Genomic DNA, 13,308 nt, shown 5'->3' on the forward strand with positions numbered 1-13,308 from the left:
TAAGGGGTTGTAAATTGGCTTTAGAAATAGTTGGTTTTGTATTAGCTTTTATGATGGGGGCTTGCATTGCTAATGGTATTCCTCATTATACCAAAGGAGTGACTGGTCAATCTCACATGACAGTTTTTAGCAAACTTTCTTCCCCTATAGTAAATGTGTTGTGGGGATTATTTAATTGGTTGCTAGCATTTATTTTATACTTATTATTAAATTCCTTAATTGATAATTTTACTAATATACATATGATTATTACTATTGGTGGGGGAGTATTTATTTCTTTACGTTTAGCTAAATTATGGAGTGACCCTAACGCTAAATTGCCATGGCATAAAGAGTAAAAGGTTTATATTTTTCTATGAATAATATATTTTTAGTTGGTTTTTCAGGTACTGGTAAATCGGAAATTGGACCGATTGTTTCTAATATACTGTCATACAAATTTATAGACCTTGATACCGAGATAGTTAAATATTTCAATAAATCTATTGATAAGATATTTTCAGAAGATTCGGAAGAGGTATTTCGAAAGAAAGAAAGTGAATTATTAGAATATTATGGATCTTCATCACAACTTGTTATAGCCACTGGTGGTGGGGCTATAATTTATAATGATAATTATGAATTAATGAAATCTAATGGTTTCATTGTTTGCTTAGAAGCAACTCCACAAACTATATACAATAGACTTACAAGTGAGGATGGAAAAAACGAAATACGACCAGTTCTAAAAGATAATGTAAATATAGATTCCATCACGAATATAAAAAACAAAAGACAAAAATATTATGCTAAGTCTGATTGGACTATACATACTGATAATCTAACACCTTACCAATCTGCTGAAGAGGTATCAAAAATATACAAAACTTTTGTTAATTTAGATACTTCAAAGTTCATTCAGAAAGATATGAAAGCCGATTTAGCTGGAATAGTTACTTATACTAATGGAGTTTGCCCTATATATTCCGGTTGGGATATATATAAGGATATTCCGAAAATTTTTTCACGATTAAATATTCAAGGCAATTTATTTCTAATTTCTGATACCAATGTATATAGCTTATATGGTCAAGAAGTAGAAAAATATATTGCTTCTACAGGTAAACAAGTTTTTTCTCATGAGTTAGAACCTGGGGAACATAATAAAACCTTTGATGCAATATCTAATGTCTATAGTTGGCTAGCAGAATCAAAGGCACAAAGACGAGATACTATTGTTGCCTTAGGTGGTGGAGTAGTTGGAGATATGGCCGGTTTTGTAGCAGCAACATATAACCGTGGGTTGGGATTTATACAAATTCCAACTAGCCTAGCAGCTATGGTTGATGCATCGGTTGGTGGGAAAACAGCAGTTGATTTACCAGAAGGGAAAAATCTTGTAGGCGCTTTTTATCAACCTAAAGTGGTAATTGCTGATGTATCTACTTTGAAATCTCTACCGCATCGTGAAACCATGGAGGGTTGGGCTGAGGCTATTAAACATGGATTAATATTAGATAAGCAATTATTTGAGGTTTTTGAAAACCGATATGAAGAATTATTAAATTTAGAACCTAACCTTACAACAGATGTTGTCAAACGAAGTATTCAAATAAAGGCAGAAATTGTATCTCAAGATGAAAAAGAAACTAGAGGTATTAGGACTTTATTAAATTACGGTCATACAATTGGTCATGGACTTGAAGCTGCAACTGGATATCATCAATTATTACATGGAGAGGCAGTATCAATAGGAATGATGGGTGCTGCAATGATAGGAAACAAAATGGGTATCACAGACAGTTCTATATTAGAACGCCAATTATCTATTTTGAAAAAGTTTGATTTACCTATATCCTTTAATAATATTACTATTGAATCAATAAAATCAGCCATGTCTCTCGATAAAAAAGCAGTAGGTTCATCGATAAATTGGGTTCTACTATCTGAGATAGGGCGAGCTGAAGTAAATTCAAATGTTGATAATTCTGTGGTGGACAGTGTTTTAGAAGAATTATCCTCTTAATGTTGTTAGTAAAGTTAATGATGCTCCAGTCATTATTATTAAAATAATGATTCGCGTAAAAAGTTGTTGATTAATTATTGGTAGAATATTTTTCCCAATAAAATATCCAATTAACACTGATGGTATGAGGAATAAATTTGCAGCTAATGTATCACGTGTTATAAAACCACTTATAAAAAGTGATACCACAGTAACTGTATCAATGATAGAAAAATAAAGTGCTAGATTGTTTCTAAAGTCTAATTTCTCCCATTTTTGGTTGATGAGAAAAATAGTAATTGGTGGTCCAGATAAGCCCGAGGTACTCACTAATATACCACTAAAAAATCCAGCGAACATGGAGGTTAATTTCTCCCGTTTAATAATTATTGTTTTTCCTGTAAAAAGAAATAAAGCAGCTATTAAAATTATAATAGATATTATTATTTTTAATACGTACATATCTAAATTGGATAGTATGATAATTCCCAGTGGTATTCCTAAAATTGCAGAACCAGCGATAGGGAGAATTTTGTCTGGTTTTAAATATTGTTTATTTTCAATAGCGATAATATAGTCATTAATTAAAACTAAAGGCATGATTATTGGTACAATAATTGTTAAATCTAGTACTGGCAAAAGCAAGGGCGTAGAGACCAATGCAAACCCAAAGCCAACAGTGGTTTTCACGGTTGATGCAAATAAAATAACTAAAATTAGAATAATAATGATGTTGGTTTCTAATAACATATTTGAAATACTATCTGATTAAATCAATTTCTTTCGACTAAATTTTGAAGTAATTCATGGTATTATTACCACGATATGGATATATTGCTTTATTTAGTGGTTTTATTATTAACTTTTCTTGGTGGATGGTTGTCTGGCTTATTTGGTGTTAGTGGGGCTGTAGTAACTGTCCCATTTCTTTTGTATGGTCCGCAAATTCTCGGTATGCCAGCAATAGATATCAAGCAAGTTATGGCTATATCTCTGGTTCAAGGCCTAGTATCTAGTTTTACCGGGGCATTAGTTTATAAAAAGAGTGGTTTAATTGATAGAACTATTGTCATTTGGGGAGGTATGCTAGTTGCTGCAGGAGGTTTAATTGGTGGTATTCTTTCTAAGTGGTCACCGGATACACTCTTATTATTTATTTTTGGTTCAATGTCTACAACAGCTGTTATTTTAATGCTATCGAATTCCGGAGAAAGTATAGAAGATAAGGATAATAAATCTACGAATTATAAGATTTTAGCAATATTTTTTCCTGAAGGATTAATGGCTGGTATGGTTGGTGTTGGAGGTGGTTTTTTAACAGTTCCAATTTTGAATAGACTAATGAAAATCCCACTACGAAACGCAATTGCGAGTTCTCTTGCGATGACATTTTTTGCAGTTTTTGCTGGATTATTAGGTAAAATTATTACTTTTCAGGTACCATTTATCCTTTCATTATTAGCAGTGGCAGGAGGAATACCTGGAGCAAAGTTAGGAACATTTGTAAATTCCAAATTAACTTTGAAAAATTTACGTTTTGGATTTGTTATATTATTGACGGTAATTTCTATAAGAATATGGTTCGATGTAGCAACAGCTATACTATAGCAAGATTTTCTTTAACTTGAGATATAACTTCTCTAGGGATTTTTTCTAAATAGGCTTCTGGTCCATTATCTGGGACAGGAGGATTGGGTATTGGATGAAGAACAACATATTCAAACTCTATGCCTGCTTTTTCGCATTTTTTTAATATTTCAGTAATTTGAGTAACTATTTGATTTACGCCACCCATTAAGCAAAAAGCTTTTGCTAGATTTTCAGACATAAAATCCACTGCTTTGCCACTTTCAATCAAATTGGCTGCATGATGAAAATCTGGCCAAACTAAACCTTGTTTTTTAAGTTCATCTGGGTGTGGACCATTCCAAGGAATATCTAAATTATCTACAAGCATTGGAGAATATTCGTAATAACCAGCAGCCATTGATTTACCCATTAGCATTGCATCATCTTCATCTTCACAAAAAACGGTATGGAAAACAGTACCAAGTTTAACGTTGTTAGGATTTCTACCTGATTTTATAGCGCCTTCTTTTATTCTATTAACTGATATTTCTATATTTTTTATATCTGTACCAACTCTGATAAAAACACCGTCTGCACACGATCCTGCCATTTCTAAAGTTTTAGGTCCTCCAGCGGCCAACCATACAGGTACATTTTGAGGAAACGGAAGTTTTGCTGGTCTTGCTGCCCCAACTTCAACTTCTTCTCCAGCAAGCAGGGATTTTATTATATGAATTCCTTGTTCTAATTCCTTTATTTTAGCAGGTTTTAGCCCAGCCAAACGTACTGCTGTATCACCTACCCCCATTCCTAATACTGTTCTATTTGGTGCAAGTTCGGCAACAGTTGCAATGCTTGAAGCTGTAACAGATGGATGCCTAGTAATAGGATTGGTTAATAACGGCCCAATAGTAATTGATTTTGTAGCTTGAGCTGCACCTGATAAAAGGACATAATTATCTCGTAATCTTAAGGGCGAGTCAGGGAGAAAAGCACAGTCCCATCCTGCCTGTTCAGCTCGAAGTACATCTAAAGCAAATGAAGAAAGAGAACTAGTATTATGTCTATTTAGTCCGAATTTGGGTATATTCATCAATCTTATTATTAGTTGTTTTTATTGGCTATTACAGATTTTATTCGTTCAGCAACAATCACATCTTCTCCGTCATTTAGTCCAAACATATGAATATCGATAAAGTCATCATTTTTGCCGGTTACTGAAACTCTTGTCCAAATTGGTGGGTCGCCAGCTTTTAACATATCTACAATATCTTGAGCTGTATAGTTGGCATTGCTATTAGGTTTAATTCGTAAACCGAAAGGCATGTGTCCTATGACATTATCAATAATAGAAACATCAAGAGAGGGTATGTCTTTAATTCCATTAATTATTGTCATTGTCATAGTTTCAGATTTCGATAACCTATCTTCATGATTAAGACTCATCCATCGTTTTACTGCAGCTAAAACACCAATCATTTCTTGTCTGTCTACCTTTTGAGGTCTACCAACGCCGCGTATTCTCCGCCCTTCGTAACCTACAAAAGACTGTAATGAAAGTTTATATATCATTTCTTTTGTTCCTAATGCTAATCCAGTAGATTGAGGAGCTCCTAAATATTTGGCTGCTATACATTGAAAATCTGCGCCCATTCTCACATATTTCCCCAAATTTTCTAAAGGATATATTTGTCCAGCTGCATCAACCATTACTGGAACATTATGTTTTTTAGCAACCTCAAGAGTATCTTCTAGCGAAAGTGCATTTGGATCTATATTTTGTTCTACTGCATAGTAATGTACAGCAACGGTATTTTCATTGATCGCTCTTTCAAGATCATCTTTGGTTGTTTTATCTTCTGATCCAAAATCTATTAACCGAGCTCCTGCAAGTTCAAGACATCGGTCATACCAATAGTGTTGTCGTTTTTGTATTAGAATTTCATTTTTCATGCCTGTAGTATTAGGCAATTGTTGGATGAAATCATCGTTGTCGCCTGCCATAAAAGCTGCCGTAGCCAATGTTAAAGCAGAGCCAGCGCCTGAAGTTATATATGCAGCAGGAACATTTAATAGATCAGCCACTGCTGAACCTGCTTTTTCTTCTAATTCCATCAAGGGTATATAGGCTGATTCTGCTAATTCCATAGCTTCTTTTACTTCCGGGACAGGTGTAGACCCTCCCAACATCGTAACACTTCCAATAGCATTGATTATTGGAGTGGCACCTAATGATTTATATATTTGTCCCCATTCACTATTCATATTTTTTTCCTTTATCAATATTTATTTTCAACAATCTTTAATATTAATTACAGTCCTTCCTTGAATCTTACCTTCAAGAATGAGCTTTGCCGGTTTTTCTATTTCACTTAAAGAAACTTCATTTGTAATATTTTCAAATTCTTCTGAGGTAATAAGATCTCCTAGTCTTTTCCATGCATCGTTTCTCATATTTGTTGGGCAATACACCGAATCAATTCCAATAAGTTGTATTTTACGTAATATAAAAGGTAAAACAGTTGTTGGTAAATCATTTCCTGAAGCATTTCCACAACAAGCAACACTGCCACCATAGTTTATTGCAGATAAAACATTTGCAAGTAATGTACTGCCTACAGTATCAATACCTCCTGCCCATTTACCAGAATTTAATGGCCTCGACATAGCTAATAAATCGTCTCTTGACATTATATTAATAGCTCCAAGATCTTTTAAATATCCTTCTAACTCCATTCTACCTGTTACAGCGGTTACAGAATATCCTAACTTGTTTAATAGCATAATCGATAAACTTCCAACCCCTCCTGCAGCACCTGTTACTACTATTTCGCCACTAGAATTTGTGATTCCTGAATTTTCTAGTTCTATAATTGATAACATTGCAGTTAATCCTGCTGTCCCAACAGACATAGTGTGTTTTAGAGAGATGTTATCTGGTTTTTTTATTAGCCAATCACTGTTTACTCTAGCTACTTGTGAATAACCACCTGAATGAGTTTCTCCTAGCCCCCAACCCGTTACAATAACTTCATCACCTGTTTTAAAGTTATTATTAGATGAAGAGCTTATAATTCCTGCCAAATCAATACCTGGAGACATTGGGAGGTTTCTCATAATACGAGCTTTATTTCCATTTACAGCCATACCGTCTTTATAATTCAGTGAAGAATAATGTACATCTATGGTGGTGTCTCCATCTGGCAAATCTTCAAGTCCTATTTCAGTAATTTTTATATCTAATTCTTCAGATTCAAGCTCTGCCCTTAAGGCTTTGAAAGTATTTGACATCGCATCTCCTAAGTAGATTTTTCAATCGATACTTGTACTATACTTCAAGATATAAGTGCCTTCAATAATAAAATATGATGAATTAAGTATTTTTTTATCTTTGGTTTATTGAAGGTTAGGTAAGATATCTACGATTTTCTTCACATTTAGTTGATACTTGCCTACTTTTCGAATTATATGCAATAATATCATCATTATTTTAATGCGGAATTAAATCTATTTTGGGTTTATTAACCGTATTTACGTTAAGGAGGATTCATATGATTAAATTTTCTTCGTATGTTTCGTTCATTTTAGTTACAGCTTTGATAGGTGTATCAATGGTGGCATGTGATAGCTTGCCTTCATTAGGAGAGGAAGAAGAAGCTGAACCATTAGAAATAGGTACATTACTGGATTATACTGGTGATTTGGGTGTATATGGTAAACCTATGCGTAATGGCGCCGAATTAGCAGTGACTCTTTTGAATGATGCAGGTATGAATGTTGTACCAGTTCATAAAGACTCAGGAACTGATGCAAAGGTTGCTAGTGATGCTGCTCGAGCATTGCAAGCTGCTGGCGTATCTGGAATAGTTGGTTCATTATCTAGTGGTGTTACTACAGCTGTTGCAGAATCTGTAACAATACCAGGAGGTACTGTTTTAGTTTCACCAGCTTCCACAGCTCCTTCTATTTCAGTAATTGATGATAACGATCTATTATTTAGAAGTACTGTATCCGATGCAGCACAAGGTTCTGTTTTAGGAAAACTTGCTGATGAACTTGGATACAAAAAAGTTGGTATTTTATATGTAAATAATCCTTATGGTGAAGGTTTAGCAAACATCTTTACTGCTAATTTTAGCGGTACTGTTCAAGCTGTTCCTCATGAAGGTGAATTGTCAACATATATGAGTGAAGTGACTAAAGCTACTGAAGGTGGAGTTGACGCTTTAATAGCCATGAGTTATCCAGGTAGTGCTCAAGTATATATTAGAGAAGCATTAGAAGGTGGATTTGCTGATACCTTTATGTTTGTCGATGGTACTAAGAGCCAAGATATGTTAGATAGCTTAGGTGCTAATAATTTTGAAGGTATGTATGGTACAGCACCAGGAGCTCCTCCTAGTGAAGCTAAAAATACTTTTGAAGAACTCTATGAAGCTCGATTTGGTGAAATTCCTTCAGATCCATTCCTTGGTGAAACATTTGATGCATTTGTGATGATCGCACTTGCAACAGAAAAATGTTTACACGATGGTGGTGACGATGCTAACTGTGATGGTGCTGGTGTTGCAGCTGCAATCCGTGACGTCTCAAATGCACCTGGTACTAAAGTCGGCCCTGGTGACTTAGCTCAAGCAGTTGAATTGATACGATCAGGTGAAGATATTGACTTTGAAGGTGTTGCTGGTTCTCAAGAAATTGATGATAATGGTGACGTTTTGAATTCAATTGAAATCTGGAGTGTTAAAGGTGGAATGATAGAATCTACTAATAGATTTGAAGCTCCGTAATTGATATAGAAATATAATAAAAAGAGGCCTATACAGGCCTCTTTTTATTTGGTCTTAAGTTTACTTAATTTTTCTTTCTATTGTTTCAGGAATTATACCGCTAGGTTTAAACAAGAGCATAACAACGATTAACAAACCTACCATGAAGTAGCGTAAATCTGGACTAGAAAGGAATCCTGGTAAAAACTGAGTTGTTGACCAAACACCCCAAACGATAAATGCTCCAGCTATTGCTCCTCTATTATTTCCACTCCCTCCAACCATTAACATTGTCCATATAATAAACGTAGAGAGTAAGGGTCTAAAAGTGAAAGGGTCTAAAAAGCGAAATCCGTGTGCAAATACTGCTCCTCCAACACCCATAATGAAAGCACCAAGAATAAATGATTGTACTTTAAATGAGAAAACATTTTTTCCCAGAGATGTTGCGGCAATTTCATCTTCTCGAATTGATTTTAAAACTCTACCCCAAGGCGATTTAATAATTCTTTGAACGATTAGGTAAATAACTAATAAAATTACCATTGCGATGATCGCATATAGTATATCGTAATATTTTGGTGCAACTATATCCCCAAGAAATTTTGGTATGCCATACATACCTCGACCACCATTAGCTAACCATGCTTCATTTAAAAATATCAAACGAATAGTTTCAGCTATACCTAGGGCAGCCATACCTAAATAATCTTCTCTCAATCGTAAAGTAATTAATGCAATTGGAGCAGCAATAAGTGCGCAAACGAGACCTGCGAAAATCAATGCAAAAAAGAACCACAAATCTATACCCAGATTAAGGAATCCCAATATTTCTGGTAAGTTCCCTCCAAATATATAATCTTCAAACAAGTCAGGCTCGGGTGGTTCGATTGTTATTAGGGCAGAGGAGTATGCACCGATAGCAAAAAATCCAGCAATTCCAATATTAAAAAGACCGGTGAATCCCCAATGGATATTTAACGCAATTGAAAATATTCCATATATGCTAGCCATAATTATGAAGCCAGAAATATAAATTAATATGCCACCTAAATCCATTAGTCTTTTTCTCCAAATAATCCGTTAGGTTTTACAAGCAACATTGCAATCATTATTGTAAAAGCTACAGCTGGTTTGTATGTGGGATTTAGCCAAGCTGTAGAAGCTTCCATAGAAATGCCAATTATTATAGCTCCAACTAGCGCACCAATAGGTTTCCCGATTCCTCCTAATATTACACTAGCAAATATAGGTAGTAAGATTTTCCATCCTGTCATAGGAAGAATTTGTGCTTGAGAGACTGCCAACATAGTTCCTCCTGCTGCGGCCAAACTTCCACTAATTATCCAAGTCCACATAATGACGATACTAGTATTAATTCCAGTTGATAAGCTAAGATTAGGATTATTAGCAGTAGCTCTCATAAATTTTCCGTACTTATTATATTTTAGGAATAAGTACACACCTATAGTCATCAGTACTGCCATAATCCCCAAAATTATATTATCGGGAGGTATTCTTATATCAAGAGGTAGCATATAAAATTGTTTTGATTCTCTAGGAAAATATTCAGGCTCATTTCCCCATAAAAATTGCACTAATCCACGTATCATTATTGCAACTCCTAATGAAGCTATGCTGATAAGCATTGTAGAAGCCTGACGAGATCGCAATTTTTTGTAAATTAATTGGTCTAATATCACGACAATTATTGAAGTTAATAACATAGTCAAGGGAATTGCTAGTATCACAGGCAGACCAAAAGTGAATGGTCCTAATCCTGTTCCAGTAAAACCTATTCCTGCGAAAATTACTGTGACAATAGTTAGAGAAATATATCCACCTAATGTCATCAAATCGCCTTGTGCAAAATTTCCAAATCTTAATATACCAAATACTAAAGTTAAACCTATTGCTCCCAAAGAGTAAATAAATCCTAAAAGCAGTCCATTGATTATTAAACTAGGTTGCCCAAAAATAATAAGAATTGATAGTGCTGTAATAAATATGATCCAAAAATAATCGAAATTTTTTAAAGTCATTAGTTTGAACCTCCTAAATATAACATTCCAACATCTGGGTTGTTTAATAAGTTCAAACCTGTATCATCTATTTTATTTTCACCAGTAGCTAAAACATAACCTCTGTCAGCAATCGAAAGAATTTTTTTTGCATTTTGCTCGACAATAAGTATGGTTACACCACTTTTATTTATTGATTCTATTGTTTCAAAAGTAGCGTCAGCCATTATAGGTGATAAACCTGCAGAAGGTTCGTCTAGTATCATTAACGACGGTTTTGAAATTAAAGCTTTTGCAAAGGCTAAAGTTTGCCTTTGTCCACCTGAAAGCGTTCCGGCTTTTGTATTCATTTTTGTGTCTAATATTGGGAATAATTCCAATATTTCTTCTAAACGTTTTTTAAAATCAAATTTTAGAACCAGAGATGGTATTTCAAGATTCTCTTTAATTGTCATGTTGGTAAATACATTTTCAGCTTGCGGTACATAAGAAATACCTAGCTCAACTATTTTTTGAGGAGATGAATTAGTAATATTGTCGGTCATAAACTCAATATCACCTTTTTTAGCTTCTAATAAACCTACTATTACTTTAAGTAATGTTGATTTTCCTGATCCATTAGGTCCAATAATTGCTACTAGGTTACCTTCATTTACTTGTATAGAAACAGAGTGAAGAATCTCTGTTTCTCCATAACCTGCATTAATATTTTTTACATTTAATAATGTCATTCACCCTCCTAAATAGGCATTCACAACATTTTGATTTGATTTTATTTGTTTTGCGGTACCTTCAGCGATTTTTGTCCCATTACTTAAAACTATTATTGGGTCGCATAAGTTCATAATAAAATTCATATTATGTTCGATTATGAGAAATGTGATACCTAATTCTTCATTGCTTCTACGTATATTATCCATAAGATCATTTACTAAAGTTGGATTCACACCAGCTACAGGTTCGTCAAGTAATACTAATTTGGGGTCAGACATTAAAGTTCTAGCTAATTCTAGTAGTTTTTTTTGTCCTGTAGAAAGATTTCCTGCATATTCATTGGTTAGATGGTTGAGTCGTATAAAGTCCAATATATCCTTAGCTTTATTAATATTGGTTTCTTCTTCTCGTTGAATTTTTTTGAACGAGAATAGAGGAGACCAGATATTCTCACCAATTTGATTTTTTGGAACAACTAATAAATTTTCTAATACTGTCATTTTTTTTAATTCACGGGGTATCTGAAAAGTTCTAACCAGTCCTTTTTTGAAGATATTATGTGTTGGTTCTTTATCAATTAGATTTTGGCGAAAAAATACATTTCCACTATCTTGAGGTAAAAATCCAGTAATGAGGTTAAATACAGTTGTCTTACCTGCACCATTTGGGCCTATTAGACCAGTTATAGACCCAGAAGATACATTGAATGAACAATTGTTTACGGCCTGAATTCCATCAAATGATTTTGATAAATTTTCAATAGTTAGTATGTTATTATTAGGCATTTTTTACCATTATATGTAACAGCTTTATTGCTACTTTTCGTAGTTTTTCCACCCAAGAACCACCATTTATGACTACAGTATACCTTCATTTGTTCAAACTATCCAAAAAATATTAATATTCATTTGAGATGATAATATTAAATTAACAAAAAGTGATTTAAAAGTATTAACTTTTTCTCAAAAACCAATATTATAATTAATTAGATTTAGATAAAAATTATGAGTATTTAATGCATAGTTATCCGCGACAATATAGGTATTTGTATTTATTATTTGCTGTGCTAGGTTCTTTGGTTAGCCATATACCTTTAACAGTTGGTGTATTTTATTCTTGGGGATGGGCATTTGATATAGAAGTGGTTAATTTTTTGGAATATGGAATTATAGTAGGAGCTACTACTGGAAGTATATTGGGGATTTTAATAGGAAGACAATCTACTCGTGAAAGCTCAAGAGAAATTGCCTGGAGGCTGCAACCTAAATTTTGGAGTGTGGCGATTGCATTGATTACCTTGGCATTTATTATTAAAAGCCTTAGAGAGTTTATATTCTAAGACCTTTAAATTTTATATTATTTTACAGGTTCTCCGTAGTTATTTGAATCAGGATCACCCTCTTGAAACATTGTCCAATAGATAAATATAAAAGCAGGAATAAGTAAATAAAAACCAGGAATGAGCATTAGTATAAACCAGGGGGATTTGTTAGTATCGTGGAGCCTTCTTACAATAACAGCAATTCGAGGGACAAAAAAGAGCAATATAATTATTATTTGTATTCTCTGTATCCAGTTTATTAAGTTCAGTTCGGTAATCAGATTGTTAGCGTTTATCTCCAAAAAAGCTGTAATTATACCGAAGCCTAAACCAATAAAACATTCAAACAAAACCCAGTAGTTGAATTCTGATCTGCGAGCTCTTCCCTCAAATCCGAAATAATTATCTACTAAAACTGATTTGATTGCGTCTGTAAAATTCATAATTTATATATATATATTTAAAATAGATATTATTTTACAGGTTCTCCGTAGTTATTTGAACTAGAATCTCCTTCTTTGATTATTAACCAGTAGAGATAAATAAAAACTGGAATCACTAAAAGACTTAAGGGTATCATTATTAACACCCACCAACCAGATTTGTTAATATCGTGAAGTCTCCTTACACCAACAGAAATACCAGGTATAAATAGGAGTAATGAAACTATTAATTGTATTCCAGCTAGCCATGCTAAAGATGTCAATGCGGAGATGATATCATCAGTGTTTGTGCCTAATAAATAGGCTAGTATAGTAAATCCTATATTAATTAGAATATTGAACAATAAAAAGTAGTTATATTCTGATCTTCGGGCCCTTCCGCTGAAGTTGAAGTAATTTACTATTAAGACAGATTTAATTGCGTCTACAAAACTCATAATTACACCTACTTTTAGTTTTAAGTATATTTAAAACGAATTGTTATAAT

General features: G+C 33.7%; 15 protein-coding genes. 5 read left to right on the top strand and 10 right to left on the bottom strand.

Features of this window, described 5'->3' with window-relative positions:
* The first annotated feature begins 14 nt into the window (after positions 1 to 14).
* Positions 15 to 338, top strand: a complete 324-nt coding sequence (locus FI695_04680) for a hypothetical protein (GenBank protein MQG51257.1) — start codon at positions 15 to 17, stop codon at positions 336 to 338.
* A gap of 17 nt (positions 339 to 355) precedes the next feature.
* On the top strand, positions 356 to 2,005 hold the full coding sequence (gene aroB, locus FI695_04685) for a 3-dehydroquinate synthase (protein ID MQG51258.1): 1,650 nt from the start codon (positions 356 to 358) through the stop codon (positions 2,003 to 2,005).
* On the opposite strand, the gene FI695_04690 is transcribed toward aroB, so the two are convergent.
* Positions 1,994 to 2,734: a hypothetical protein gene (locus FI695_04690; protein MQG51259.1), complete on the bottom strand. Its 741-nt coding sequence runs from the start codon at positions 2,732 to 2,734 to the stop codon at positions 1,994 to 1,996. The two genes, aroB and FI695_04690, sit on opposite strands and share 12 nt — an antisense overlap.
* Before the next feature lie 75 nt (positions 2,735 to 2,809).
* On the opposite strand from FI695_04690, the gene FI695_04695 reads away from it, so the two are divergent.
* Complete coding sequence (locus FI695_04695; GenBank protein MQG51260.1) at positions 2,810 to 3,592, top strand: sulfite exporter TauE/SafE family protein; 783 nt, start codon at positions 2,810 to 2,812, stop codon at positions 3,590 to 3,592.
* On the opposite strand, the gene FI695_04700 is transcribed toward FI695_04695, so the two are convergent.
* From FI695_04700 to FI695_04710, 3 genes are read right to left on the bottom strand one after another with little or no spacing between them, the layout of a single operon-like run.
* A complete protein-coding gene (locus FI695_04700) occupies positions 3,582 to 4,646 on the bottom strand; it encodes an LLM class flavin-dependent oxidoreductase (protein ID MQG51261.1) in 1,065 nt (354 codons plus the stop codon). The two genes, FI695_04695 and FI695_04700, sit on opposite strands and share 11 nt — an antisense overlap.
* Before the next feature lie 11 nt (positions 4,647 to 4,657).
* Positions 4,658 to 5,818 (bottom strand): aminotransferase class V-fold PLP-dependent enzyme, encoded by a 1,161-nt coding sequence (locus tag FI695_04705; protein MQG51262.1) that lies wholly within the window; start codon positions 5,816 to 5,818, stop codon positions 4,658 to 4,660.
* 27 nt (positions 5,819 to 5,845) lie between these two features.
* The gene (locus tag FI695_04710) at positions 5,846 to 6,844 is read right to left on the bottom strand and encodes an oxidoreductase (protein ID MQG51263.1); all 999 of its coding nucleotides are present in this window, start codon (positions 6,842 to 6,844) and stop codon (positions 5,846 to 5,848) included.
* 260 nt (positions 6,845 to 7,104) lie between these two features.
* Between FI695_04710 and FI695_04715 the strand changes: the two genes are divergently transcribed.
* Positions 7,105 to 8,343: an amino acid ABC transporter substrate-binding protein gene (locus FI695_04715; GenBank protein ID MQG51264.1), complete on the top strand. Its 1,239-nt coding sequence runs from the start codon at positions 7,105 to 7,107 to the stop codon at positions 8,341 to 8,343.
* Positions 8,344 to 8,403: 60 nt separating this feature from the next.
* Here the strand turns inward: FI695_04715 and FI695_04720 are convergent, their stop codons facing one another.
* Genes FI695_04720 through FI695_04735 form a run of 4 tightly spaced genes read right to left on the bottom strand, consistent with a single transcriptional unit; the run spans position 8,404 to position 11,842 of the window.
* Positions 8,404 to 9,381 (bottom strand): branched-chain amino acid ABC transporter permease, encoded by a 978-nt coding sequence (locus FI695_04720; GenBank protein ID MQG51265.1) that lies wholly within the window; start codon positions 9,379 to 9,381, stop codon positions 8,404 to 8,406.
* Positions 9,381 to 10,364 (bottom strand): branched-chain amino acid ABC transporter permease, encoded by a 984-nt coding sequence (locus FI695_04725; GenBank protein MQG51266.1) that lies wholly within the window; start codon positions 10,362 to 10,364, stop codon positions 9,381 to 9,383. The genes FI695_04720 and FI695_04725 overlap by 1 nt, the downstream gene beginning before the upstream one ends.
* A complete protein-coding gene (locus FI695_04730; GenBank protein ID MQG51267.1) occupies positions 10,364 to 11,074 on the bottom strand; it encodes an ABC transporter ATP-binding protein in 711 nt (236 codons plus the stop codon). The genes FI695_04725 and FI695_04730 overlap by 1 nt, the downstream gene beginning before the upstream one ends.
* Positions 11,075 to 11,842: an ABC transporter ATP-binding protein gene (locus FI695_04735; GenBank protein ID MQG51268.1), complete on the bottom strand. Its 768-nt coding sequence runs from the start codon at positions 11,840 to 11,842 to the stop codon at positions 11,075 to 11,077. It lies immediately after the preceding gene.
* Positions 11,843 to 12,072: 230 nt separating this feature from the next.
* On the opposite strand from FI695_04735, the gene FI695_04740 reads away from it, so the two are divergent.
* Positions 12,073 to 12,396 (top strand): hypothetical protein, encoded by a 324-nt coding sequence (locus tag FI695_04740; protein ID MQG51269.1) that lies wholly within the window; start codon positions 12,073 to 12,075, stop codon positions 12,394 to 12,396.
* Positions 12,397 to 12,413: 17 nt separating this feature from the next.
* Here the strand turns inward: FI695_04740 and FI695_04745 are convergent, their stop codons facing one another.
* A complete protein-coding gene (locus tag FI695_04745) occupies positions 12,414 to 12,821 on the bottom strand; it encodes a DUF805 domain-containing protein (protein ID MQG51270.1) in 408 nt (135 codons plus the stop codon).
* A 29-nt stretch (positions 12,822 to 12,850) separates the two neighbouring features.
* Complete coding sequence (locus tag FI695_04750; protein ID MQG51271.1) at positions 12,851 to 13,258, bottom strand: DUF805 domain-containing protein; 408 nt, start codon at positions 13,256 to 13,258, stop codon at positions 12,851 to 12,853.
* Positions 13,259 to 13,308: the final 50 nt, after the last annotated feature.

The organism is SAR202 cluster bacterium, from assembly GCA_009392515.1.
Classification (GTDB): Bacteria; Chloroflexota; Dehalococcoidia; order Lucifugimonadales; family UBA6952; genus UBA6952.